Consider the following 22,722-nt stretch of genomic DNA (forward strand, 5'->3'; position numbering starts at 1 on the left):
CAAAACAATGATAATGAGAATGGTTTCTATCATCAATAGAATAAATGTGACGGGATGTTGGATTGAAGGATAATTTGAGTCAATTTTGATATGGCTCAATATTTATTCTGGTCTGACACGAATGATTCGCGGGAGAAATTATTGGATTTTCTTAATGTTTAATTAAGGTTTCAGCTGTTAATAAAGTGATAAATATATTGTAAGAAAAAGCGGGAAATAGAGTAAATATGCCGGATGGCGATGTTTAAGCGCCTTATCCGACATACACATTAATTACGGCAACCTGGCCGGATAAGGTGTTTATACCGTTATCCGGCACAAGATTAAAACTTAACGTTTTTTACCCATTGCCGCCGCCAGCGCATCCATCATCGCGCTGTTGCCAGTAGGCTGCGCGTCACGACCGCGTGGTTTTGCGGCTTTCGGTACCGGGCGGTTGCCCTGATTGCGATCGTTGCCGCCACCGCGACGCGCATTGGTTTCGCCCGGCTGCTCGTCCAGACGCATGGTCAGGGCGATACGCTTACGCGGTAGATCAACCTCCAGCACTTTCACCTTCACAATGTCGCCGGCTTTCACCACGGTGTGCGGGTCTTCAACGAATTTGTTCGATAACGAGGAGATATGCACCAGACCGTCCTGATGAACGCCGATATCGACAAACGCACCAAAGTTGGTGACGTTGGTAACTGCGCCTTCCAAAATCATGCCTGGCAGCAGATCGTTCATGGTTTCTACGCCGTCAGCAAACTGTGCGGTTTTGAATTCAGGACGTGGGTCACGACCTGGTTTTTCCAGCTCTTTGATGATGTCGGTGACGGTTGGTACCCCGAAGCGATCGTCGGTAAAGTCGGATGCTTTGAGATGACGCAGCGCGTCGCTGTTGCCCATCAGGTCACGCAGCGATTGCTCGGTTGCTGCCAGAATGCGTTCCACTATCGGGTAGGCTTCCGGGTGAACGGTAGAGGCATCCAGCGGGTTATCGCCGTGGTTGATACGCAGGAAGCCCGCGCACTGTTCAAAGGCTTTTGGCCCCAGACGACTGACTTTTAGCAACTGCTGGCGGTTCTGGAACTGACCGTTCTCATCGCGCCAGGCGACGATGTTTTGCGCCATCATCCGCGTCAGGCCGGCAACGCGGGTCAGCAGCGGTACGGAGGCGGTGTTCAGATCGACGCCGACGGCGTTCACACAGTCTTCCACTACCGCATCCAGCTTACGCGCCAGCTGGGTCTGGCTAACGTCGTGCTGATACTGGCCCACACCGATAGATTTCGGATCGATTTTCACCAGTTCAGCCAGTGGGTCCTGCAGACGGCGAGCAATAGATACTGCGCCACGCAGCGACACATCGAGGTCCGGGAACTCCAGCGCCGCCAGTTCAGAGGCAGAGTAAACCGATGCCCCGGCTTCACTGACGATCACTTTCTGTGCGCTCACTTGCGGGAATTGCTTCTGTACGTCGAGGAAGAAACGCTCGGTTTCGCGCGACGCCGTACCGTTACCAATTGCCACCAGCTCAACGTTGTATTTCTCACATAACGCCGCAACGGCAACGGCGGCTTTGGCAGCCTGTCCGGTATGCGGATAAATGGTGTCGGTGGCGACCAGCTTGCCTGTCCCGTCAACAACCGCCACTTTTACACCGGTACGCAGGCCCGGATCGAGACCCATGGTGGCGCGCAGCCCGGCGGGCGCCGCCATCAGCAGGTCGTGCAGGTTGCGGGCAAAGACGTTGATTGCTTCATCTTCTGCGCGTTCGCGCACGGTGCCCATCAGTTCGGTTTCGAGGTGCATCAGCACCTTAATGCGCCATGTCCAGCTGACAACGCCTTTACGCCAGCTGTCTGCCGGTGCGTTGTTCAGTCGCAGGCCAAGGTGATCCTGAATGATTTGCTCGCCGTGGCTCTCTTTCGGCGGCTCATCGAACTGCGGATCGGCATTCAGGGACAGCTGTAAAATGCCTTCGTTACGGCCGCGGAACATGGCCAGCGCACGGTGAGACGGCACGGTAGAAATCGGTTCGTGGTGATCGAAGTAGTCGCGGAATTTCGCGCCTTCCTCTTCTTTACCGCTTACCACGGTGGAAACCAGATGCGCGTTCTTCCACAGGTAGTCACGCACTTTCGCCAGCAGCGCGGCATCTTCAGCGAAGCGTTCCATCAGGATGTAACGTGCGCCGTCGAGGGCGGCTTTGGTATCCGCCACGCCGTTGTCGGCGTTGAGATATTTAGCGGCTTCCGTTTCCGGGTGGTGAGACGGCTCGTTCCACAACAGGTCTGCCAGCGGCTCCAGTCCGGCCTCAATAGCGATCTGCCCACGGGTGCGGCGTTTAGGTTTGTACGGCAGATAGAGATCTTCGAGTTCGGTCTTACTTAATGTGCCGTTGATCGCGTTCGCCAGGTCGTCGGTCAGTTTGCCTTGCTCGCCGATAGATTTCAGGATCGCCTGACGGCGGTCTTCCAGTTCACGCAGATACCCCAGACGGGTCTCCAGATTACGCAGTTGCGTATCATCCAGACCGCCGGTGATTTCCTTACGATAACGTGCGATAAACGGCACGGTGTTCCCTTCGTCAAGCAGGCGAACGGCAGCTTCTACCTGTTCAGCACGAGCCTGAATTTCACCTGCGATAATGCGGCAGAAAGAATCATTCATCATGGATAGCTTCGTCTATAGGATAAAAAATCAGGGGATAGTTATACGGATTGACTGGCAAAAATGCCAGTCATCTACAGGGGCTTCGGATTGTTCCGGTCTCACTTCACGTATTCGATCTCATTGACGTACCAGCTGGCTTCCCCGGCAGGGGTGTTCACCACCGCGAGATCGCCGACCTCTTTTTTCAGCAGGGCACGCGCCATGGGGGAATCGATAGAGATGTAATCTTTACGACCGAAGATCTCATCATAACCAACAATACGGAATTTGCGGATGTCGCCATTGTCGTTTTCAATCTCGACCCACGCGCCAAAGAAGACTTTGCCTTCCTGTTGCGGGGAGTAGTCGACGATTTTCAGATTCTCCATGCACTTGGTCAAATAACGGACGCGGCGGTCGATCTCACGTAGGCGCTTTTTATTATACTGGTAGTCGGCATTTTCGCTGCGGTCGCCCAGGCTTGCGGCCCAGGTCACTTTTTTGGTGACTTCCGGGCGCTCTTCACGCCAGAGATAATTGAGCTCTTGTTTAAGTTTTTCATACCCTTCACGGGTTATCAGGGGCGTTTTCATCTTATTGTTTTACCTTCGACTCTGTGATGATGCGCACAATTAGTATTACGTGAGCATATCAACAGAATAAATAATGTATTGCGAGAAACATTGTATACTTAAGCTGCTGTTTAATATGCTTTGTAACAATTTAGCCTGGAATTCATACCAGAATTCGCTGGTGACTCACGCGAGCTTTCTTAAGAATATACACTTAATTGTTGCGAACCTTTGGGAGTAATAACAATGCAAGAGAACTATAAGATTCTGGTGGTCGATGACGACATGCGCTTGCGTGCGCTTCTGGAACGTTATCTGACCGAGCAGGGCTTCCAGGTTCGAAGCGTCGCAAACGCTGAGCAGATGGATCGTCTGCTGACCCGTGAGTCCTTCCACCTGATGGTGCTGGATTTAATGCTGCCGGGAGAAGATGGCCTGTCAATTTGCCGCCGCCTGCGCAGTCAAAGCAACCCGATGCCGATCATTATGGTCACAGCGAAGGGCGAAGAGGTTGACCGTATCGTTGGGCTGGAAATCGGTGCTGACGATTACATCCCGAAACCTTTTAACCCGCGTGAACTGCTGGCGCGTATTCGCGCGGTGTTGCGTCGTCAGGCGAACGAACTGCCGGGCGCGCCTTCTCAGGAAGAAGCGGTTATCGCTTTCGGTAAGTTTAAGCTGAACCTGGGGACGCGTGAAATGTTCCGCGAAGATGAGCCTATGCCGCTCACCAGCGGTGAATTTGCGGTGCTGAAAGCGTTGGTAAGCCACCCACGTGAACCGCTATCCCGCGATAAACTGATGAATCTGGCCCGTGGGCGTGAGTATTCTGCGATGGAACGTTCCATCGACGTGCAGATTTCTCGTCTGCGTCGTATGGTGGAAGAAGACCCGGCTCATCCTCGTTATATTCAGACCGTATGGGGTCTGGGCTACGTTTTTGTTCCGGACGGTTCTAAAGCATGAGGCGAATGCGCTTCTCGCCACGAAGTTCGTTTGCTCGCACGTTATTGCTTATCGTCACCTTGCTGTTTGCAAGCCTGGTGACGACCTACCTTGTGGTGCTGAACTTCGCGATTCTGCCGAGCCTCCAGCAGTTTAATAAGGTCCTGGCCTACGAAGTCCGTATGCTGATGACTGATAAACTGCAGCTGGAGGACGGTACGCAACTGGTAGTGCCACCTGCATTTCGTCGGGAAATTTACCGTGAGCTCGGTATTTCCCTCTACTCCAACGAAGCCGCTGAAGAAGCAGGTCTGCGTTGGGCGCAACACTATGAATTCTTAAGCCATCAGATGGCGCAGCAGTTGGGTGGCCCAACGGAAGTACGTGTTGAGGTCAACAAGAGCTCGCCTGTCGTCTGGCTGAAAACCTGGCTGTCGCCCAACATCTGGGTACGCGTGCCGCTCACTGAAATCCATCAGGGTGACTTCTCACCGCTGTTCCGCTATACGCTGGCGATCATGCTGCTGGCTATTGGTGGCGCGTGGCTATTTATCCGTATTCAGAACCGGCCGTTGGTGGATCTTGAACATGCGGCGTTACAGGTGGGGAAAGGTATTATTCCGCCGCCGCTGCGCGAGTATGGCGCCTCTGAGGTGCGCTCGGTGACCCGAGCCTTCAACCATATGGCCGCCGGCGTAAAACAGCTGGCCGATGACCGTACGCTGTTAATGGCGGGCGTGAGCCATGATTTACGCACCCCGCTTACGCGTATCCGTCTGGCGACGGAAATGATGGGCGAAGAAGACGGCTACCTCGCGGAGTCCATCAACAAGGACATCGAAGAGTGTAATGCCATTATCGAACAGTTCATCGATTATCTGCGAACGGGTCAGGAGATGCCGATGGAGATGGCCGATCTGAACTCGGTATTAGGAGAAGTCGTTGCCGCAGAAAGCGGTTACGAACGTGAGATTGATACCGCGCTGCAGCCTGGCTTTATTCAGGTGAAGATGCATCCGCTGTCGATCAAACGCGCGGTCGCCAATATGGTGGTGAACGCTGCCCGTTACGGTAACGGCTGGATCAAGGTTAGCAGTGGCACAGAGCCGCATCGCGCCTGGTTCCAGGTCGAGGATGATGGTCCGGGCATCAAACCGGAGCAGCGTAAGCATCTGTTCCAGCCGTTTGTACGCGGCGACAGTGCCCGCAGTACCAGCGGTACCGGTCTGGGCCTGGCGATCGTGCAGCGCATCATCGATAACCATAACGGGATGCTGGAAATTGGCACCAGTGAACGCGGTGGGCTGTCGATCCGCGCCTGGCTACCGGTTCCTGTTTCCCGTATACCGGGAACAACCAAAGACGCATAAAAAAGGGAGGCTTTCGCCTCCCTTTTCATCTCTTTAACAGCCTGATGACGCTACGCTTATCAGACCTACGAGTCTACTTATTACAGCTTCGGACCGGCGCTGACTAATGCAGCACCTGCAGGGGTGTCGGTATACTTTTCGAAGTTCTCGATAAACAGTTTTGCCAGCGCATTGGCTTTTTCCTGCCATTGTTCTGGTGACGCGTAGGTATTACGCGGATCGAGAATGCGCGTGTCTACTCCCGGTAGTTCGGTTGGGATTGCCAGGTCAAACATTGGCAGACGGAACGTTTCTGCGTTATCCAGAGAACCGTTCAGGATGGCATCAATAATGGCGCGGGTATCTTTAATAGAGATACGTTTGCCAGTACCGTTCCAGCCCGTGTTGACCAGATAGGCCTGCGCACCGGCAGCCTGCATGCGTTTCACCAGAACTTCTGCATACTGCGTCGGGTGCAGTGACAGGAATGCTGCGCCGAAACAGGCAGAGAAGGTTGGCGTTGGCTCAGTAACGCCACGCTCGGTGCCAGCCAGTTTGGCGGTAAAGCCAGACAGGAAGTGATACTGCGTTTGATCGGCCGTCAGGCGAGAAACCGGTGGCAGTACGCCAAATGCGTCGGCGGTCAGGAAGATGACTTTGGTTGCATGACCCGCTTTTGACACCGGCTTAACGATATTGTCGATGTGATAAATCGGGTAGGAAACGCGGGTGTTCTCGGTTTTGGAACCATCATCGAAATCGATGGAGCCATCTGCGCGCACGGTGACGTTTTCCAGCAGGGCATCACGGCGGATCGCGTTGTAGATTTCCGGCTCAGCATCTTTAGACAGTTTGATGGTCTTCGCGTAGCAACCGCCTTCAAAGTTAAACACGCCGTCGTCATCCCAGCCATGCTCATCATCGCCAATCAGGCGGCGTTTCGGGTCGGTGGACAGCGTGGTTTTACCGGTACCGGACAGGCCAAAGAAGACCGCTACATCACCTTTTTCACCGACGTTTGCTGAGCAGTGCATCGATGCAATGCCTTTCAGCGGCAGCAGGTAGTTCATGACGGAGAACATACCTTTCTTCATCTCGCCGCCGTACCAGGTGCCACCAATTAACTGAATGCGTTCAGTCAGGTTGAACGCCACGAAGTTTTCGGAGTTCAGACCCTGTTCTTTCCACTGTGGGTTAGTGCATTTTGCACCGTTCATCACGATAAAATCAGGTTTGAAATCAACCAGTTCTTCGTCGCTCGGGCGGATGAACATGTTTTTGACAAAATGTGCCTGCCAGGCGACTTCGGTAATGAAGCGCACGGAAAGACGGGTATCCGCATTAGCACCGCAGAAAGCATCAATGATAAACAGACGTTTGCCGGAGAGTTGATGGGTAACTAACCCTTTCAAATGCTGCCAGGTTTCCTGGGAAAGCGGTTTGTTGTCGTTCTTACCTTTACCTTTGTCGGACCACCAGAGCGTGTCTCGTGTGGTGTCGTCACGGACAATGTACTTATCCTTTGGCGAACGTCCGGTAAAGATACCGGTATCAACTGCAACGGCGCCCAGATTCGTTAACACGCCACGCTCGTAGCCTTCCAGGTTTGGATCAAGTTCTTCCTGATAAAGCGTGTCGTAGTCTGGGTTGTAAACGATATCCTGAACGTCATTGATACCATAAGCCTTGAGATCTTGCGGGGTTAAACTGTTGTTCACACGCATTTCACTGCTCCTTAGCCAATATGTATTACCTGGAATAGTAAGGTTTTTTAGGGATTGCTAACCGCGACAAGGCTCATAGATTTACGCATCCGGTAATTCCACGAATAACCGAATACGCTGCGACTCCTGTCACAAAGAGGCGGATATTATGGCAGGAAACCCTTTTTTGTTGTGGAAAATGTTCTTAAAACGTTAATGGAGAGTGTTTTTGGCGGGAATCTTGTGAGTGTAATCGCATTCATGTAAGAAAGAAACGTAACTCAAACATAAACAATATCGATTCACCTCGCGCAGTTGGGGTCCGAAATGGACCGACAAATACTCATATTTGTGAAGTTGATGCGATAATTAGATTTTATCTTCTTTCTGGAAAACGACATGGACAGTGTTGAGCTTTCACCAACGACCCGCTGGGGTATGGTCTTTATCGGACTGCTACAAGGGGGTGTGTGCTACCTGCTGATGGCGTATCTCGCGCCGCAGAACAGTGACTGGCTGTTCTACGGGATGCCCGTAACGATTGCACTCTCCTCTGCGCTTTTGCTGACTGTCGTCTCATTTAAGCAACGTGCGCTATGGTGCTGGATGGCGCTGATCTGCGTGGTTGTGCTGGCGATGAGTGTGTGGCTGAAGTGGAGTGTGGCGGGTAGTGACAGATGGCGACAGGATGACATTTTTTTTGCCTACGGTTGGCGCTTACTGTTGATGGCGATGCTGGCTTTGCCGTGGATTCAATATCAACTTCACTCCCGTCGTGAACAGGCTCGCTATCCGCAGTTTTATACCTACCTGTGGCTTAACTCACTGACGTTGCTGATCGCTGTTGTGGCCAACGGCCTGTTCTGGCTGGTGCTTCTGCTGTGGAGTGAAATGTTTCAACTGGTCGGAATCACTTTCTTCAACAGGCTTTTCTTTGAGACTGACTGGTTTGTCTATTTGGCTCTGGGCCTGATCACCGCACTGGCTGTGGTGCTGGCGCGTACGCAGTCACGTCTGGTTGCTGCGGTGCAAAAGTTGCTGACGTTCCTCGCCACAGGTTTACTCCCGCTGGTTGCACTGTTAGCGCTGATGTTTATGCTGACCCTGCCTTTCACCGGACTGGATGCCATCTCACAGCGCGTGTCAGCGGCTGGCCTGATGTCCACGTTGACGCTGATCTTCCTGTTGCTGATGGCCATCGTGCGCGAGCCGCACAAAGAGGCGTTACCTTATCCTGGTGCATTACGTTATTTGATTAACGCTTCACTGGTTGTTGCTCCTCTCTATATGCTGATTGCCGGTTGGGCAATGTGGCTGAGAATTCATCAGTATGGCTGGACGCCTGAGCGGTTGTATGGCGCATTGGTGGTCTTTGTATTACTGGTGTGGTCCCTCGGCTACCTGGTCAGTATTTTGCGCGCGGGAGGCAACCCGCTCGATATTCAGGGAAAAGTCATTCTTGGCGTTTCGCTCCTGACATTGGGCCTGTTGATTCTGCTGACGTCGCCGGTCATTGATGTCTGGCGTATTAGCGTCAACAGCCATATGGGGCGCTACTACAGCGGGAAAATTACGGCTGACCAGGTCAGCCTGTATATGCTGGATCACAGCGGAAAACCCGGTCACGCCGCACTGGAAGCATTACAAAAAGATGATGCGTTCAACAAAGACAGCAAACGCAGGCGTGATTTAAATGCCATTCTGCGAGGGCATCGCGATCCGGTAAATGAGCTGACGGCAACGCAGTTAGCGCCGAAGGTGATGATTGCGCCGGGAAGCAAGAAGCCCGATGACGCGTTTTGGACGTTTTTAAAGGGGCAGCGCTACCGGATCGCCTCCTGTATTGAGCAGGAGGCGTGTGTGTTGGTGGATCAGGATCTCAACGCGGATGGGCAGCCCGAGCACGTATTGTATGCTTTTGGTGATGGGGAGAGTCTGGTCTTTGGCGTTAAGGAGAACAAATGGGTGTTGATTGCGACAGCCCGGCTACCGGAGGGATTCAATAAAGAGCAACTGCTGCAGGCGCTGGCGAATCATCAACTGGATTCGGCTCCCAGAGTCTGGCGGGATATCACCATTAATGGCAAACGACTGCCGATGACTTATCACAATGAGTAAATCTGTTGCCGGATGGCGGCGCGAGCGCCGTATCCGGCCGACAACAGTTTTACCGTAGGCCTTAAAGCTGCGCGCCACCGGGCAAAACGGGGATTAATGCACCTGTGGATCAGCAGGGGAGGCGTTGCTGCGGATCTCTGCAATATCCATGGCGTTAAACAGATAGTGGCTACCGCAATAATCGCAGTGCATATCGATCTCACCTTCTTCTGCCAGAATGCTGTCAACTTCTTCATCCGGCAGCGTTTTCAGAGCGCCTGCGCAGCGTTCGCGTGAACAGGTACATTTGAACTCAACATCCTGCGGATCGTAGAGGGTGACTTCTTCTTCGTGGTACAAACGCCACAGAACTTCGTTGGCTGGCAGCGTCAGCAACTCTTCGGCTTTGATGGTTTCTGTCAGTGCTGCAAGGTGATCGAAATCATCTGCCTGTGCGTTTTGCGCTGGCATGACCTGTAACAGCATACCGCCAGCAGCAGGTTTGCCGTCGACGTCGCCAGTACGGATAAACAGACGCGTCGGCAGCTGTTCTGAACGCATGAAGTAATCTTCCAGGCAGGCCGCCAGCGTGTCACCTTCCAGACCGACCACGCCCTGATAGCGTTCGCCTTCTTCCGGTGTAATGGTGATCACCAGGTAGCCGTTGCCAACCAGTGTTTTCAGATCGGCATCTTCAGGGATATCGCCCTGTATACGAGCCACTCCGCGCATTTGCTGGTTGTTGTTGCCGTTAATTACCGCCAGGCTCAACGGGCCGTCGCCTTGCAATTGAACGGTGATATCACCGGCAAACTTCAGCGTCGCGGTCAGCAGGCTGGTGGCAACCAGCAGCTCCGCCAGCACGGTTTTGACCGGCTGTGGGTAAGTATGATTTTCGAGGATCTGTTGCAGGGTTTGTGAAACGGTTACCAGTTCGCCGCGCACGGCAAAGTTTTCAAACAGATAACGATGTAATTGGTCATGTTGCGGCATAATCATCTCTCTTGCAGGTGACAGTCATTCGCTGTCGCCGTGTTTAAATCGTAACAGGTCGCGGCGCTCTTTTTTGTCCGGTCGCCTGTCCGGGTGCGGCATGGTTAACGCGTTAAGTTTACGCGCTAGCGCCATTTTTTCGCGTTTTTCCACGCTTTCCGCGGTTTCTTCATACAGCATAACGGCTTCAGTTGCCGGGCGACGCTGCTCGCTAATGGCTTTAATAATGACCGTTCGTTCGTCATTTCCCTGGCGCAGGGTGAGGGTGGCATTTAGCTCGACAATCTTACTCGGCTTGCTGCGCTGCCCGTTGTAATGCACCTTACCGCCTTCAACCATTTCGCGGGCGACTGCGCGCGTTTTATAAAAGCGTGCTGCCCACAGCCATTTATCCAGCCTGACTTCGACAGGGGGCTTCTCTTTCATGGCGTCTCCTTCACATCAGTGAGGGGATCAGTCGGCGGTAGTCATTCAATGACGGATGACGTGCATACTGTTTTTCCGCTGTACCGGAGTCGGGATTGGTTACGCCGAGGCAGTAACGAATGCCGAATTGAGCAGCGGCGTCGAGAATGGGTTCGCTGTCGTCAATAAACAACGTCTTCTCTGCACTCATTCCCGTTTCTTCAGCGACAGCGTGCCATAACCGCTGATCCTCTTTGGGATAACCAAATGTGTGGGTGGAAAGTAATAAATCAAGGTGTGAGGCCAGACCGGTATGCTGAAGCTTCACCGCCAGGTTATGCGGATGCGCATTGGTGAGCAAAATACGACGTTTGCCGCTGGCTTTCAGGGCATCAAGGAACGGTACCGTATCTTCACGCAGTACGGCGCGCGGTCCCTGTGCGGTTGTCATGGCGCATATATCCAGACCCAGGCGTTCGCTCCAGTAATCCAGGCAGTACCAGTTTAGCGTATGCTGTACGGCATGATACTGCTGACGAATAAATTCCTGGGCTTCCTGGGGAGAGATACCCTGTTGCGCGCCGTAGGTCTCCGGCACCAGTTTTTGCCAGAAATAGTTATCGAATGCCAGATCGAGCAGCGTACCGTCCATATCCAGCAGAACGGTGTCGACGTCCTGCCAGGCAATATCTATGTGCATGGAAACTCCCCAGAGGAAAACAAGATGCGCGACAGGGTAGCATATTCCGTCGCGCGGGCGTGTTATCGAATCAGGCTTTCTGGGGTCTCAATCAGCGTTGGATTCAGGCAACTCTCGTAATATTCCTGAATTTCCGTGATGCGCGAACGATGACGCTGGTAACGTCTGAATGCCTGAACGCTGTTGTAGATAGCACATCCCAACATGGAGAGCATCAGCAGCGTGGTGCCAAGGTAGCGCCATAAACCAGAACGATCCGGGATTCGGTGCAGGCCAATGTGCTGGGTACCGTTGGCGTCGGTCGAGATGTTGGTGACAATCCCTTCAGCGCGAAATGGCGTTTGCATAAGCATCTGGGCAAGGCGCTGGAAGGCGTTCCATTGTTCTTGCGGCGGATAGTCGTACAACGAGGTCGCCGGCCAGGGCTGATCAACCAGGTCGCTGCCTTCGTCACTGATAATCAGGAAACCACCGGGGGCAGGGCTATTCAGTGCCTGAGCCGCCCGGGCGGTCTCGCGTGAAATGAATGGTGCCGTAGAGGTATTCACCAGGTTATCCAGTGATTCGGCGCTTACCGGGCGCAACAGCACATTTACACCATCCAGTTTCCCGGCGTTTGCTCGCTTAACCAGAGCGTTCCAGTCCTTACTGTTACCCAGGTTAACCAGGGCATTTTTCAGGCGTACGCATTCATCTTCGGCGGCACACAGATCGGCGGTTTTCAGGACAATATCGCCAAAATCATCCAGCAACACCATGCCGGACTTCTGAATAGCTGAGCGTAACGATGAGCTGACGCGAGAGTCATCGTCGGGTTTGGGGTGCAGTTGGCGGTTAACACTTTGGGTCAGCGCGGTTGCCTTATTGACCAGGTCGGACTCGGGCAGCGGCAGGGCGCGCGCGTCATTCCAGATAATCTGCGAACAATCAAATGGTATAAAAGGTGTCGCAGGTTGTGCGTTCCAGCTCCCCTGAGTGTGGATGTTACACATCCCCGTGCCACTCAGATGCAGCGTATCGCCCACGCGTACGCCTGCCTTTTCCAGTTGCTTAACGCTGGTGGCCTCAATAGTTTGCGCCCCTTTCATCCAGGAAAGCGTAAGTTTAATCGGCATATCCAACGGGACCCAAAACAGCAGCATTAGCAATACCAGCAACGAACCGCTGGCAATGACGGCGCTGCGTAGCCAGTGCTGCAACGGGAAGTTTTTCACCTCGTCATGCAACGATAAAAAACGCCCCTGGCGGACAACATGGCGATCCAGATAGATATCAATATCCGTTTGCTGGCCAAGGTCCTGTGCAATGTAAGGCTGCCAGTGTGGTGGATAAATCAGGTCAATAATACCCAGGGAGATATTATTAATTTGCTCCTGATCGTTTTCACCAAACAACCCCCAGCGGCGTGGAGTGCCACGCAGACAGTGGATTTCTCGTAGGGCCGTTTTAGACGGTGGTGCAAACAGGCCCCACAGACCCGCAGCCAGCAGCAATACTGCGCCACCGGCGGTCCACGGTACGAACGTGTCTGGCATGATTAAACAGAAAAAGAACAGCAGGAATGATGCGGCAATCAGTAACGCTTCGCGCAGTCCCGACGGGCGGCTGAGCGCATATTCTTCATGTGTTTCCTGGCGAATATTCAGCAGTTCAATCTGCTCGCTTTCTTCACCGCGTATGGACGCCTGGGTAGACGCGGTATGCTGTAGCGCATAGCCACGCGCTTCCTGCATATACTCTTTCAGCGTGTGGCCGTTCAACGAGATAACCAGCGGCAGCGTATTGGTGTGGATCAGCTCAACGCTGTTTTCATCATTGATGTATTGTTCCCAGAAGGGAGGCAAATGGACTTCGACGGAGTCGAGATAGTAGCGCCATTTGTTCGGATCGTCGGTGGTGATGCCATAGCGCGTAATGGAATGCGTCAGTATGATGACGCTATTACTTTGGGCATTCAGGGTTAACGATACCGGTGCCGAACTGGCACCTGTTGGGCCAGGCACCTGCTGAATTTGACTGAGGTTTTCGAGATAGTTTTCGACCGCACCACGTTCTTCGGGTGTTAGTTTACGCTTAGAGGCGTCAGAGAAGACGTTGCTCAACGGTAATTTTTGTTGTCTGAATTTTGATCTGAATCGCCACCCTGCAAGCAATGAGCAGGCCAGCAAAGCAGCTAAAAAAATCAGAATGGTGCTCATGCTTTCCCCATCTTACTTAGTCTGTCAGGCGTGGTCAGTCGCACCCTGTTCAATATTCGTGATTCTGTGGTTGGCTATCGGCAAGTGTGGAGTTGAACTTGAGCATCTTTAAGTACAGCCCAATAAATGCGAATAATAGCAAAATCACCAAAAATGGAATATCAGCAAATTCCTGGAGTTATTTCAACCTATTGACTTTTAATTTGAAATAGGGATTAACTTTTAGTACGTTACATAAATGTAAATAAACGGCAATTCACATTGCCGAAACCGTGCTGTATATCGCACAATAACCCCAGATTTCACAGCAAAGATCCTCATGATGAGCAAATCATTACAAAAACCCACGATTTTGAAAGTGGAAACCGTCGCACAATCCCGGCTATTTAAAGTCGAAAGCGTGGACCTTGAGTTCAGCAACGGCGTACGTCGTGTTTATGAGCGTATGCGCCCATCCACGCGCGAAGCGGTAATGATTGTGCCGATTGTGGATGACCACCTGATCCTCATTCGCGAATATGCGGTCGGAACCGAATCCTACGAACTTGGTTTTTCCAAAGGGTTAATCGATCCCGGTGAAAGCGTGTTTGAAGCGGCTAACCGGGAATTGAAAGAAGAAGTGGGCTACGGTGCGAAGGACCTGACGTTTTTGAAAAAACTCAGCATGGCGCCTTCCTATTTCTCCAGCAAGATGAATATTGTGGTCGCAGAGGATCTTTATCCTGAGTCGCTGGAAGGTGATGAGCCCGAGCCATTGCCACAGGTGCGCTGGCCGCTGGCGCATTTGATGGATCTGTTAGAAGACCCTGACTTCCACGAAGCGCGTAATGTCAGCGCGCTGTTCCTGGTTCGTGAATGGCTGAAAGGGCAAGGGCGATTGTAGTTTATGTTGCCGAATGTCGGCTGACGCCTTATCCGACCTACAACATCCAGCAATATCAAATGATTGCGCCGAAAATGTAGGCCGGATAAGCGAAGCGTCATCCGGCAAAAGATTAGAACAACTCGTGCGTCTCACCATTATCGATAATGGTTGTCCCCACCTCATGTACCGCCTGTTGCGTTGGCTGAGTACCTTCAATGAAATACTCCGCACGGCTGTTACCACCGTTCGCCAGTTGGCCGGTGCTACGATCGATATTGACGGTAACGATACCCGGTGGTGGCGTCAGCGGCTGCTCAGGGACACCTTCTAATACACTCTTCATGTAGGCATCCCACGCAGGTTGTGCACTCTTCGCACCGCCCTCGTAGCCGGAGATTTGGTCCTTGATCGCGCCGGATGCCGTCGTATGTCCGAGATCGCGACGATGATCATCAAACCCGATCCATACCGAGGTCACAACCCCTGGGCCATAGCCGGAGAACCAGGCATCTTTCGAGCTGTTGGTGGTCCCGGTTTTTCCGCCGATGTCATGACGCTGTAAATCACGTCCGGCACGCCAGCCGGTTCCCATCCAGCCTGGCTCACCAAAGATATTGGTGTTCAACGCGCTCTTGATCAGGAAGGCCAGCGGCGTGTTGATGACGTGTGGTGCGTATTCTTGTGTTCCGCTTTGTGCGACCAGCGCCTGGTTAGCTTGTTCCAGCTGTGGCATTGGCACGGCGGCGTTTTGTTGTTCCTGAGATACCGCAACATCTTCAACGTTACTGTTTTCCAGCACGTTAGACTTCTGCGTATCGCCATAAATTACCGGGATATCACATTCCGGGCAGGCAATTTTTGGCTTCGCCTCAAAGATAACGCCACCCATATCGCTTTCAATCTTACTGATGAAATACGGGTCGACCAGGAATCCGCCGTTTGCCATTACCGCGTAACCGCGAGCAACCTGCAGCGGAGTGAACGAGGCTGAACCTAGCGCCAGTGATTCAGTATGCACAATGTTCTGTGCCGGGAAGCCGAAACGTTGCAGATACTCTGCCGCGTAATCCACACCCATTGCGCGCATGGCACGAACCATCACCACGTTTTTCGACTGACCCAGCCCCTGACGTAGGCGGATAGGGCCAGCATATTGCGGCGGTGAGTTTTTCGGCTGCCAGTCAGAACCTGCACCGGCATCCCAACGGGAAATTGGTACGTCATTCAGCATACTTGCCAGCGTCAGGCCTTTATCCATCGCGGCGGTATAGAGGAAGGGTTTGATGTTCGAACCTACCTGGCGTAATGCCTGGGTCGCACGGTTAAATTTGCTCTGGTTGAAATCAAAACCACCCACCAGTGCCAGCACTGCGCCGTTTTGCGGGTTAATCGAAACCAGTGCGGAGTTAACGTCCGGCACTTGCGCCAGCCACCAGGCGTCGCCAACCTGGCGTACCCAGATTTGCTGACCGGCCTGAACCACATCGGTTACTTTACGCGGCGTCGGGCCTTGCTGTGTATCCGAACGATAAGGACGTGCCCAGCGCATGCCTTCCATACGTAATGAGACCGAGGTTCCATCCGCCAACGCTGCGGTCGCTTCCTGTGGGTTAGCGCTGGTAACAACCGCCGGCAGTAGCGGACCATAAGTCGGCAGCGCTTTCAGCGTATCGGTGATTTTTTTGCTGTCCCAACTGCTTTCACCCACTTTCCACAACACGTTAGATGGGCCGCGGTAGCCGTGGCGCATGTCGTAATCCATCACGTTGTTACGTACCGCCTGCTGGGCGGCCTGCTGGACTTTACGCGTAATGGTGGTGGTGATGCGATACCCGTCTTCATAGGCTTTTTCACCATAACGGTTATACATCTCCTGGCGCACCATCTCAGACAGATAAGGGGCTGAGAAAGCGATTTCCGGCGCGTGATAGTTGGCATCGATCGCTTCACTACGCGCCTGATCGTATTGGGCCTGAGTGATGTAGTTTTCGCTCAACATACGCGACAGTACAACGTTACGGCGCGCAGTTGCCCGGTCCATCGAATAGAGCGGGTTGAAGGTTGACGGCGCTTTTGGCAGACCGGCGATCACTGCGATTTCACTTAAGCTGAGTTGATCAACGGTCTTGCCGAAATAGACCTGCGCGGCAGCACCCACGCCATAGGCGCGATACCCCAGATAGATCTTGTTCAGATAAAGCTCGAGGATCTCGTCTTTACTCAGCAATTGCTCAATACGGATAGCCAGGAACACTTCTTTAATCTTACGCATCAGCGTACGTTCCGGACTCAGGAAGAAGTTTCTCGCCAACTGCTGGGTAATGGTACTTGCCCCTTGTGAGGCGTGGCCGGAGAACAACGCGACGCTGGCCGCACGGAAGATCCCCACCGGGTCCACCCCGTGGTGCTCATAGAAGCGGCTGTCTTCTGTAGCGATAAAGGCTTTAACCATTACCGGCGGCATTTGATCCAGCGTAACCGGAATTCGACGTTTCTCGCCATATTGCGCGATGAGTTCGCCATCAGCACTGTAAACCTGCATTGGGATCTGCAGACGCACATCTTTTAGCGTCGCGACGTCAGGTAATTGTGGCTCGATATAGCGATAGAGGCCATAGATCGAGCCTGCTCCCAGCAGGATGCAACATACTGCAAGGATTAATAAATACTTTACGAACTTCACTGGAGATTTCCCATTTAGTGGCATTTGGGCAGTTTATAAACAAACGCGCGGTAGTATAAAGGCAAGCCAGACGCATTGATATACCCGTTGAAGGAACGGGTGATAAGGAGATCATCAGCAATGGCTTTTCGTATATGGAAAATTGGCCTGCATATTCAGCAACATGACGTGCTGGCTGTCGCTATCGTTCGTGACGCGTCCGGTTGGGTGCTACAACGCTGGTGGCGTATGCCGCTGGCACATCAGGTTATCGTCGATGGCCACATTCGTGAGCCGGAACAGCTTACTGCGGTGCTCCTGCCGTGGAGCCGTGAGCTACCGCACAGGCACCATATTCACCTTTCTTTTCCTGCCAACAGGACGTTACAAAAAAAGTTACCCCGTCCAGCAATGACCCTGCGCGAACCAGAGCAAACGGCATGGTTGTCTGGGGCAATGGCTCGCGAACTGGATATGGAGCAGGATGCGCTGCAGTTTGATTATAGCGAAGACACGCTAAGCCCGGCGTTCAACGTGACGGCGGCACAAAGCAAAGAAATATCGGCACTCCTGACGCTGATGCATCCCCTGAAGGTACAAGTTACGGCCATTACGCCGGATGCCAGCGCCTTGCAGCGATTAATTCCTTATTTACCCAAGCATCAATCATGTCTGGCATGGCGTGACGATACCCAATGGCTCTGGGCGAGCCGCACGGCATGGGGACGTAAATCGACGGGGGAAATTGACGATATCGGTGCGCTTGCCGCGGCATTATCTCTTTACCCTGCGGATATTGCGCTATGTGACGCCGGTGGCTTTGATCCCTTAAATGCGGTGTCCGTCCGCCAGCCACCGATTCCTACGGAAAGCCACAACTTTGCTGTTGCGCTTGGGCTGGCGATGGGAGGTGTGTACTGATGACGGCGACCATCAATCTTTTGCCCTGGCGTCAGTCGCGGCGGTATGCCTGTCTGCAATGGTGGGGAGCGTTATTGAGTGGATCTTTACTGGTTATTGTGGGCATCGCATTGGGTTATTACGCGCTTTCTCGCGTAGATAATAGGGTCGAATTACTGTTGGCTGATGCCGAAAAAATACGGGCTGAAACCCTGATAGCACTCAAGCCGCGCCTGCAACAGCGTCAACAACAATGGCAGCAGGCGCAACAAAGAGAAAAACGGCGTGAACAGATGCGAAGCTGGCAGTCTGTTTTACAAGGGATGGCCGCGTTACTGCCAGAACAGGCGTGGTTAACAGGAATGACCTGGCAGCAGGATACGCTGGAGCTGACGGGGCTGACGCTGAACGTTGCTGCGCTTCATCGACTGGAGACGCAATTACGTAAACACCCTGGGTTTCAGTTGGGAAGCTCAGGGGAAACGCGCCAAGATGCGCAGGGACGCTGGCAGTTTCACTATTGTCTGATACGGAGCGTTATGCATGCAGACGCTTTGTGATGGCTGGTTAGCGCAGACGCCGCGGTTTCGACTTTTGTGCTGGGGCGGCTGGATATTGGTCCTGATCGCGGCTGCGCTGTTGTGCCTTTATCCTGTAGAGCAGCAACGGAAAGCGCAGCAGGCAGCATTAGTCCGCCAACGCGTGGCGATTCAGGATCAATGGCGCAATCTGTATCTGTTGGCGTCATCGGTTGGGAAACCCTTTTCTCCCACTGAAGCGAGGCCGGTTCCTTTTTCCCCATTGGTCTATCAAAGCTCTCTTACACGTCTGATCCACTGGCAGCCCTCCGTACGGGGAGGCGAACTGGCGCTGAAAACTGCGTGGGATGCGGTCCCACAGATGTTTACCCAACTGGCGGAACAGGGGATGAGTACGAGCCAGTTTTCGCTTAGTACAGAAGATGCTGATGTGTTGTTGACGATACAGCTGGAGCGTCTGAATGATGACTAAGCGCTTGCTGTTCGCGTGTTTTAGCGTGCTGCTGCTGACCGGCATGCGCAATCCCTTTCAGCCGCCAGAGGATCACTGCCGGATGACTGAGTTGTCGGCATGGCGTTATCAGGGGGCGGTGATCCAGGGGGGACGCTCAATTGGTTTTATGCAGGATGGTCAACACAAATGGCGGAGGGTCGAGCAGCGAGATGTACTGAATAGCATCTGGAGGGTATCTCAGGTGACAGCCCAAAGCGTAACTATCGATACAGGGAACGATTGCGAGCCATCACGGTGGCAGTGGCAACGACAAGGAGAGGCGAATGAAGCGGTGGATAGTCATCGTGCTGATGACCGTAATACCCAGCGTGCTGGCCGGGAAGGCACAAAACGTGACGCTGGTGGTGGATGATGTTCCCGTTGTCCAGGTGCTGCAGGCGCTGGCGGTGCAGGAGAAGAAAAATCTGGTGGTGTCACCGGATGTCAGTGGCGTGCTGTCATTGCATCTGACGGATGTGCCGTGGAAACAGGCATTGCAGACGGTGGTCAAAAGCGCCGGACTGGTGTTACGCCAGGAGGGAAACATCCTGCATGTGCATACTGTACGCTGGCAAAACGAAAATACAGCCCGCCAGGAGAGTGAACAAGCGCGGATTCAGGCCGGCTTGCCGCTGGAACATCGCAGCATAATTTTGCAATACGCAGATGCTACGGAGCTGGCAAAAGCCGGTGAAAAACTGCTGAGTGCTAAAGGAAGTATAACGGTCGATAAACGTACCAACCGCCTACTGCTGCGAGACAACCCTGTTGCGCTAAACATACTGGAACAGTGGGTGGCGCAAATGGACTTGCCCGTTGAACAGGTCGAGCTGGCGGCGCATATCGTCACGATTAATGAAAAAAGTTTGCGTGAGCTGGGGGTGAAGTGGTCGCTGGCAGATGCGCAGCAGCCAGGGGCGGTGGGGAATGTCACCACGCTTGCCAGCGATCTTTCCGTGTCTACTGCAACATCGCGGGTGGGATTTAATATTGGCCGCATTAATGGTCGTTTGCTGGAGCTTGAGTTGTCCGCACTGGAGCAAAAACAGCAGCTCGATATTATTGCCAGTCCTCGATTACTGGCTTCTCATCTGCAACCTGCCAGTATTAAGCAGGGCAGTGAAATCCCGTATCAGGTCTCCAGCGGTGAAAGCGGCGCGACTTCCGTCGAATTTAAAGAAGCGGTGCTGGGGATGGAGGTAACGCCGACCGTGCTGCAGAAAGGGCGGATCAGACTGAAACTGCATATTAGCCAGAATGTCCCCGGGCAGGTGCTACAGCAAGCGGATGGCGAAGTGTTGGCCATCGATAAGCAGGAAATTGAAACCCTGGTGGAGGTTAAGAGCGGTGAAACGATCGCGTTGGGCGGGATTTTTTCACATAAAAATAAATCAGCAGCTGACAGTGTGCCGTTACTCGGCGACATTCCGTTGCTCGGCCATTTCTTTCGTCATGATGGTAAAGAAGATGAGCGGCGTGAGTTAGTGGTTTTTATCACGCCCAGACTGGTCCCAACAGAATAACTTATGCATGAAAACCCGTTGTTTTTGCGCTGAACACGTTTCAGGGATTTGACGTGCGGGTGTATTTAGCATACAAGGAGTACCGATTTGAGTGTCGGGACTTTTCTTTACTTATGCAGCAGTGAATACGCTTCGCCTTTCCGGTGGTGTGTCATAGGCTTATTTGGCGTCATTTGGCTACACGACACGTCGTCAGGTCAGATGTTTGCAGGGTAGCATGCCTGCCACGACCAGAAATGCGTAAGGTTTGGTGATTTATTCAGTTGCCAAACCCGCTTGAGTATTGAGATAATTTTCAGTCTGACTCTCGCAATATCTTATGAGGTTTCAGTTCATGTCCTGCTGCGCTGGGTGTCTGCGAAGCGGGTTTACCATTAACGAATAGTCTTAGTAGTACCGAAAAAATGGCAGAGAAACGCAATATCTTTCTGGTTGGGCCTATGGGTGCCGGAAAAAGCACTATTGGGCGCCAGTTAGCTCAACAACTCAATATGGAATTTTACGATTCTGATCAAGAGATTGAGAAACGAACCGGAGCTGATGTGGGCTGGGTCTTCGATGTAGAAGGTGAAGACGGCTTCCGTGATCGCGAAGAAAAAGTCATCAACGAGTTGACGGAAAAACAGGGTATTGTGCTGGCAACTGGCGGTGGCTCTGTAAAATCACGTGAAACACGTAACCGTCTTTCCGCGCGTGGCGTCGTGGTCTATCTTGAAACGACAATTGAAAAACAACTTGCACGTACTCAACGTGACAAGAAACGCCCGCTGCTGCAGGTAGAATCGCCGCCGCGTGAAGTTCTGGAAGCATTGGCTGACGAACGCAATCCTCTGTATGAAGAGATTGCCGACGTGACCATTCGCACCGACGATCAGAGCGCGAAAGTCGTAGCAAACCAGATTATTCATATGTTGGAAAGCAACTAATTCTGGCTGAATACACACTCGTCTGCGGGTACAAGTAACTAAGGTGGATGTCGCGTAATGGAGAGGATTACAGTCACTCTAGGGGAACGTAGTTACCCTATCACCATCGCGGCTGGTTTGTTTAATGAGCCAGCTTCATTCTTACCGCTGAAATCGGGCGATCAGGTTATGTTGGTGACCAACGAAACCCTGGCTCCCCTTTATCTCGATAAGGTTCGCGGCGTACTTGAACAGGCGGGTGTTAACGTTGATAGCGTAATCCTTCCCGATGGCGAGCAGTATAAAAGTCTGACGGTGCTGGATACGGTCTTCACTGCGTTACTGCAAAAACCGCATGGTCGCGATACCACGCTGGTCGCACTTGGCGGCGGCGTGATTGGCGATCTTACCGGTTTTGCAGCAGCCAGCTATCAGCGTGGTGTTCGTTTTATTCAAGTCCCGACAACGCTGTTGTCGCAGGTTGACTCCTCCGTCGGCGGTAAAACCGCTGTAAACCATCCCCTCGGTAAAAACATGATTGGCGCGTTTTACCAACCGGCTTCCGTGGTGGTGGATCTCGACTGTCTGAAAACGCTTCCTGCGCGTGAATTGGCATCGGGCCTGGCGGAGGTTATCAAATACGGCATCATCCTTGACGGTGAATTTTTCAGCTGGCTGGAAGAAAATCTGGACGCATTATTACGTCTGGATGGTCTGGCAATGGCGTACTGTATTCGCCGTTGTTGTGAGCTGAAAGCAGAAGTCGTCGCAGCGGACGAGCGCGAAATGGGCTTACGTGCTTTACTGAATCTGGGACACACGTTTGGCCATGCTATCGAAGCTGAAATGGGTTATGGCAATTGGTTACATGGTGAAGCCGTCGCAGCAGGTATGGTAATGGCTGCCCGCACGTCAGAACGTTTGGGCCAGTTTACCTCCGCTGAAACGCAGCGCATTATTACGCTGTTGCAGCGCGCAGGTTTACCGGTGAATGGGCCGCGTGAAATGTCTACACAGGCTTATTTGCCGCACATGCTGCGAGATAAAAAAGTGTTGGCGGGAGAGATTCGTTTAGTGCTTCCGCAGGCAATAGGGAAGAGTGAAGTCCGCGGCGGAGTGTCGCACGAGGTGGTTCTTAACGCGATTGCTGATTGCCAGCAGGCGTAACAACAAGAAAGGTCAGGCTTGCGTTGTAAAGCGTAAGTCTTTTAGCTTCAGGTTATGTGCAAAGTC

General features: G+C 52.8%; 19 protein-coding genes. 11 read left to right on the plus strand and 8 right to left on the minus strand.

Going from position 1 to position 22,722, the window contains the following annotated elements; genetic code table 11:
* Positions 1-330: 330 nt before the first annotated feature.
* Both HV261_RS04100 and greB read right to left on the minus strand, forming a co-directional pair.
* Complete coding sequence (locus HV261_RS04100) at positions 331-2,661, minus strand: Tex family protein (RefSeq protein ID WP_202037556.1); 2,331 nt, start codon at positions 2,659-2,661, stop codon at positions 331-333.
* A 98-nt stretch (positions 2,662-2,759) separates the two neighbouring features.
* Positions 2,760-3,233: a transcription elongation factor GreB gene (greB, locus tag HV261_RS04105; RefSeq protein ID WP_137383524.1), complete on the minus strand. Its 474-nt coding sequence runs from the start codon at positions 3,231-3,233 to the stop codon at positions 2,760-2,762.
* A 225-nt stretch (positions 3,234-3,458) separates the two neighbouring features.
* On the opposite strand from greB, the gene ompR reads away from it, so the two are divergent.
* Together ompR and envZ are read left to right on the plus strand one after the other, a co-directional pair.
* Positions 3,459-4,178 (plus strand): osmolarity response regulator transcription factor OmpR, encoded by a 720-nt coding sequence (gene ompR / locus HV261_RS04110; RefSeq protein ID WP_001157751.1) that lies wholly within the window; start codon positions 3,459-3,461, stop codon positions 4,176-4,178.
* The gene (gene envZ / locus HV261_RS04115) at positions 4,175-5,527 is read left to right on the plus strand and encodes a two-component system sensor histidine kinase EnvZ (protein WP_202037557.1); all 1,353 of its coding nucleotides are present in this window, start codon (positions 4,175-4,177) and stop codon (positions 5,525-5,527) included. Before ompR ends, envZ begins: the two co-directional genes overlap by 4 nt.
* An 80-nt stretch (positions 5,528-5,607) precedes the next feature.
* On the opposite strand, the gene pckA is transcribed toward envZ, so the two are convergent.
* Positions 5,608-7,230 carry a phosphoenolpyruvate carboxykinase (ATP) gene (pckA, locus tag HV261_RS04120; RefSeq protein WP_202037558.1) on the minus strand — a complete coding sequence of 541 codons (1,623 nt, stop codon included), beginning with the start codon at positions 7,228-7,230 and terminating at the stop codon, positions 5,608-5,610.
* Between the two features lie 378 nt (positions 7,231-7,608).
* Here pckA and HV261_RS04125 point away from each other — a divergent pair, with 378 nt between their 5' ends.
* The gene (locus HV261_RS04125) at positions 7,609-9,327 is read left to right on the plus strand and encodes a DUF4153 domain-containing protein (RefSeq protein ID WP_202037559.1); all 1,719 of its coding nucleotides are present in this window, start codon (positions 7,609-7,611) and stop codon (positions 9,325-9,327) included.
* Positions 9,328-9,420: 93 nt separating this feature from the next.
* Here the strand turns inward: HV261_RS04125 and hslO are convergent, their stop codons facing one another.
* The 4 genes from hslO to igaA all read right to left on the minus strand — a co-directional run bounded on the left by hslO (position 9,421) and on the right by igaA (position 13,602).
* Positions 9,421-10,299: an Hsp33 family molecular chaperone HslO gene (gene hslO / locus HV261_RS04130; RefSeq protein ID WP_005121631.1), complete on the minus strand. Its 879-nt coding sequence runs from the start codon at positions 10,297-10,299 to the stop codon at positions 9,421-9,423.
* A 24-nt stretch (positions 10,300-10,323) separates the two neighbouring features.
* Complete coding sequence (gene hslR / locus HV261_RS04135; RefSeq protein ID WP_048213553.1) at positions 10,324-10,725, minus strand: ribosome-associated heat shock protein Hsp15; 402 nt, start codon at positions 10,723-10,725, stop codon at positions 10,324-10,326.
* A gap of 10 nt (positions 10,726-10,735) precedes the next feature.
* Entirely contained in the window at positions 10,736-11,404 is a 669-nt protein-coding gene (gene yrfG / locus HV261_RS04140) for a GMP/IMP nucleotidase (RefSeq protein ID WP_048213552.1), read from the minus strand.
* A 62-nt stretch (positions 11,405-11,466) separates the two neighbouring features.
* On the minus strand, positions 11,467-13,602 hold the full coding sequence (igaA, locus tag HV261_RS04145; protein WP_202037560.1) for an intracellular growth attenuator protein IgaA: 2,136 nt from the start codon (positions 13,600-13,602) through the stop codon (positions 11,467-11,469).
* A gap of 322 nt (positions 13,603-13,924) precedes the next feature.
* On the opposite strand from igaA, the gene nudE reads away from it, so the two are divergent.
* A complete protein-coding gene (gene nudE / locus HV261_RS04150) occupies positions 13,925-14,485 on the plus strand; it encodes an ADP compounds hydrolase NudE (protein WP_115602375.1) in 561 nt (186 codons plus the stop codon).
* 112 nt (positions 14,486-14,597) lie between these two features.
* On the opposite strand, the gene mrcA is transcribed toward nudE, so the two are convergent.
* Entirely contained in the window at positions 14,598-17,150 is a 2,553-nt protein-coding gene (gene mrcA, locus HV261_RS04155; protein ID WP_202037561.1) for a peptidoglycan glycosyltransferase/peptidoglycan DD-transpeptidase MrcA, read from the minus strand.
* Positions 17,151-17,270: 120 nt separating this feature from the next.
* Between mrcA and HV261_RS04160 the strand changes: the two genes are divergently transcribed.
* The 7 genes from HV261_RS04160 to aroB all read left to right on the plus strand — a co-directional run bounded on the left by HV261_RS04160 (position 17,271) and on the right by aroB (position 22,656).
* Positions 17,271-18,050 carry a type IV pilus biogenesis protein PilM gene (locus HV261_RS04160; protein WP_202037562.1) on the plus strand — a complete coding sequence of 260 codons (780 nt, stop codon included), beginning with the start codon at positions 17,271-17,273 and terminating at the stop codon, positions 18,048-18,050.
* Complete coding sequence (locus HV261_RS04165) at positions 18,050-18,589, plus strand: PilN domain-containing protein (RefSeq protein ID WP_202037563.1); 540 nt, start codon at positions 18,050-18,052, stop codon at positions 18,587-18,589. The genes HV261_RS04160 and HV261_RS04165 overlap by 1 nt, the downstream gene beginning before the upstream one ends.
* On the plus strand, positions 18,573-19,040 hold the full coding sequence (locus HV261_RS04170) for a HofO family protein (protein WP_202037564.1): 468 nt from the start codon (positions 18,573-18,575) through the stop codon (positions 19,038-19,040). Before HV261_RS04165 ends, HV261_RS04170 begins: the two co-directional genes overlap by 17 nt.
* The gene (locus HV261_RS04175) at positions 19,030-19,434 is read left to right on the plus strand and encodes a HofP DNA utilization family protein (protein WP_202037565.1); all 405 of its coding nucleotides are present in this window, start codon (positions 19,030-19,032) and stop codon (positions 19,432-19,434) included. The genes HV261_RS04170 and HV261_RS04175 overlap by 11 nt, the downstream gene beginning before the upstream one ends.
* Positions 19,346-20,584 (plus strand): DNA uptake porin HofQ, encoded by a 1,239-nt coding sequence (hofQ, locus tag HV261_RS04180; protein ID WP_202037566.1) that lies wholly within the window; start codon positions 19,346-19,348, stop codon positions 20,582-20,584. The genes HV261_RS04175 and hofQ overlap by 89 nt, the downstream gene beginning before the upstream one ends.
* Positions 20,585-20,988: 404 nt before the next feature.
* Positions 20,989-21,510: a shikimate kinase AroK gene (aroK, locus tag HV261_RS04185; protein WP_003023552.1), complete on the plus strand. Its 522-nt coding sequence runs from the start codon at positions 20,989-20,991 to the stop codon at positions 21,508-21,510.
* Positions 21,511-21,567: 57 nt separating this feature from the next.
* Positions 21,568-22,656 carry a 3-dehydroquinate synthase gene (gene aroB / locus HV261_RS04190; protein WP_202037567.1) on the plus strand — a complete coding sequence of 363 codons (1,089 nt, stop codon included), beginning with the start codon at positions 21,568-21,570 and terminating at the stop codon, positions 22,654-22,656.
* The last annotated feature ends 66 nt before the right edge of the window (positions 22,657-22,722 follow it).

The organism is Citrobacter sp. RHBSTW-00671 (assembly GCF_014103415.1).
Classification (GTDB): Bacteria; Pseudomonadota; Gammaproteobacteria; order Enterobacterales; family Enterobacteriaceae; genus Citrobacter.

Excerpts from the sequence above, each read along its gene's own strand:
- HV261_RS04100 (WP_202037556.1), bottom strand. The coding sequence starts at position 2,661 with ATGATGAATGATTCTTTCTGCCGCATTATCGCAGGTGAAATTCAGGCT.
- greB (WP_137383524.1), bottom strand. The coding sequence starts at position 3,233 with ATGAAAACGCCCCTGATAACCCGTGAAGGGTATGAAAAACTTAAACAA.
- ompR (WP_001157751.1), top strand. The coding sequence starts at position 3,459 with ATGCAAGAGAACTATAAGATTCTGGTGGTCGATGACGACATGCGCTTG.
- envZ (WP_202037557.1), top strand. The coding sequence starts at position 4,175 with ATGAGGCGAATGCGCTTCTCGCCACGAAGTTCGTTTGCTCGCACGTTA.
- pckA (WP_202037558.1), bottom strand. The coding sequence starts at position 7,230 with ATGCGTGTGAACAACAGTTTAACCCCGCAAGATCTCAAGGCTTATGGT.
- HV261_RS04125 (WP_202037559.1), top strand. The coding sequence starts at position 7,609 with ATGGACAGTGTTGAGCTTTCACCAACGACCCGCTGGGGTATGGTCTTT.
- hslO (WP_005121631.1), bottom strand. The coding sequence starts at position 10,299 with ATGCCGCAACATGACCAATTACATCGTTATCTGTTTGAAAACTTTGCC.
- hslR (WP_048213553.1), bottom strand. The coding sequence starts at position 10,725 with ATGAAAGAGAAGCCCCCTGTCGAAGTCAGGCTGGATAAATGGCTGTGG.
- yrfG (WP_048213552.1), bottom strand. The coding sequence starts at position 11,404 with ATGCACATAGATATTGCCTGGCAGGACGTCGACACCGTTCTGCTGGAT.
- igaA (WP_202037560.1), bottom strand. The coding sequence starts at position 13,602 with ATGAGCACCATTCTGATTTTTTTAGCTGCTTTGCTGGCCTGCTCATTG.
- nudE (WP_115602375.1), top strand. The coding sequence starts at position 13,925 with ATGAGCAAATCATTACAAAAACCCACGATTTTGAAAGTGGAAACCGTC.
- HV261_RS04160 (WP_202037562.1), top strand. The coding sequence starts at position 17,271 with ATGGCTTTTCGTATATGGAAAATTGGCCTGCATATTCAGCAACATGAC.
- HV261_RS04165 (WP_202037563.1), top strand. The coding sequence starts at position 18,050 with ATGACGGCGACCATCAATCTTTTGCCCTGGCGTCAGTCGCGGCGGTAT.
- HV261_RS04170 (WP_202037564.1), top strand. The coding sequence starts at position 18,573 with ATGCAGACGCTTTGTGATGGCTGGTTAGCGCAGACGCCGCGGTTTCGA.
- HV261_RS04175 (WP_202037565.1), top strand. The coding sequence starts at position 19,030 with ATGATGACTAAGCGCTTGCTGTTCGCGTGTTTTAGCGTGCTGCTGCTG.
- hofQ (WP_202037566.1), top strand. The coding sequence starts at position 19,346 with ATGAAGCGGTGGATAGTCATCGTGCTGATGACCGTAATACCCAGCGTG.
- aroK (WP_003023552.1), top strand. The coding sequence starts at position 20,989 with ATGGCAGAGAAACGCAATATCTTTCTGGTTGGGCCTATGGGTGCCGGA.
- aroB (WP_202037567.1), top strand. The coding sequence starts at position 21,568 with ATGGAGAGGATTACAGTCACTCTAGGGGAACGTAGTTACCCTATCACC.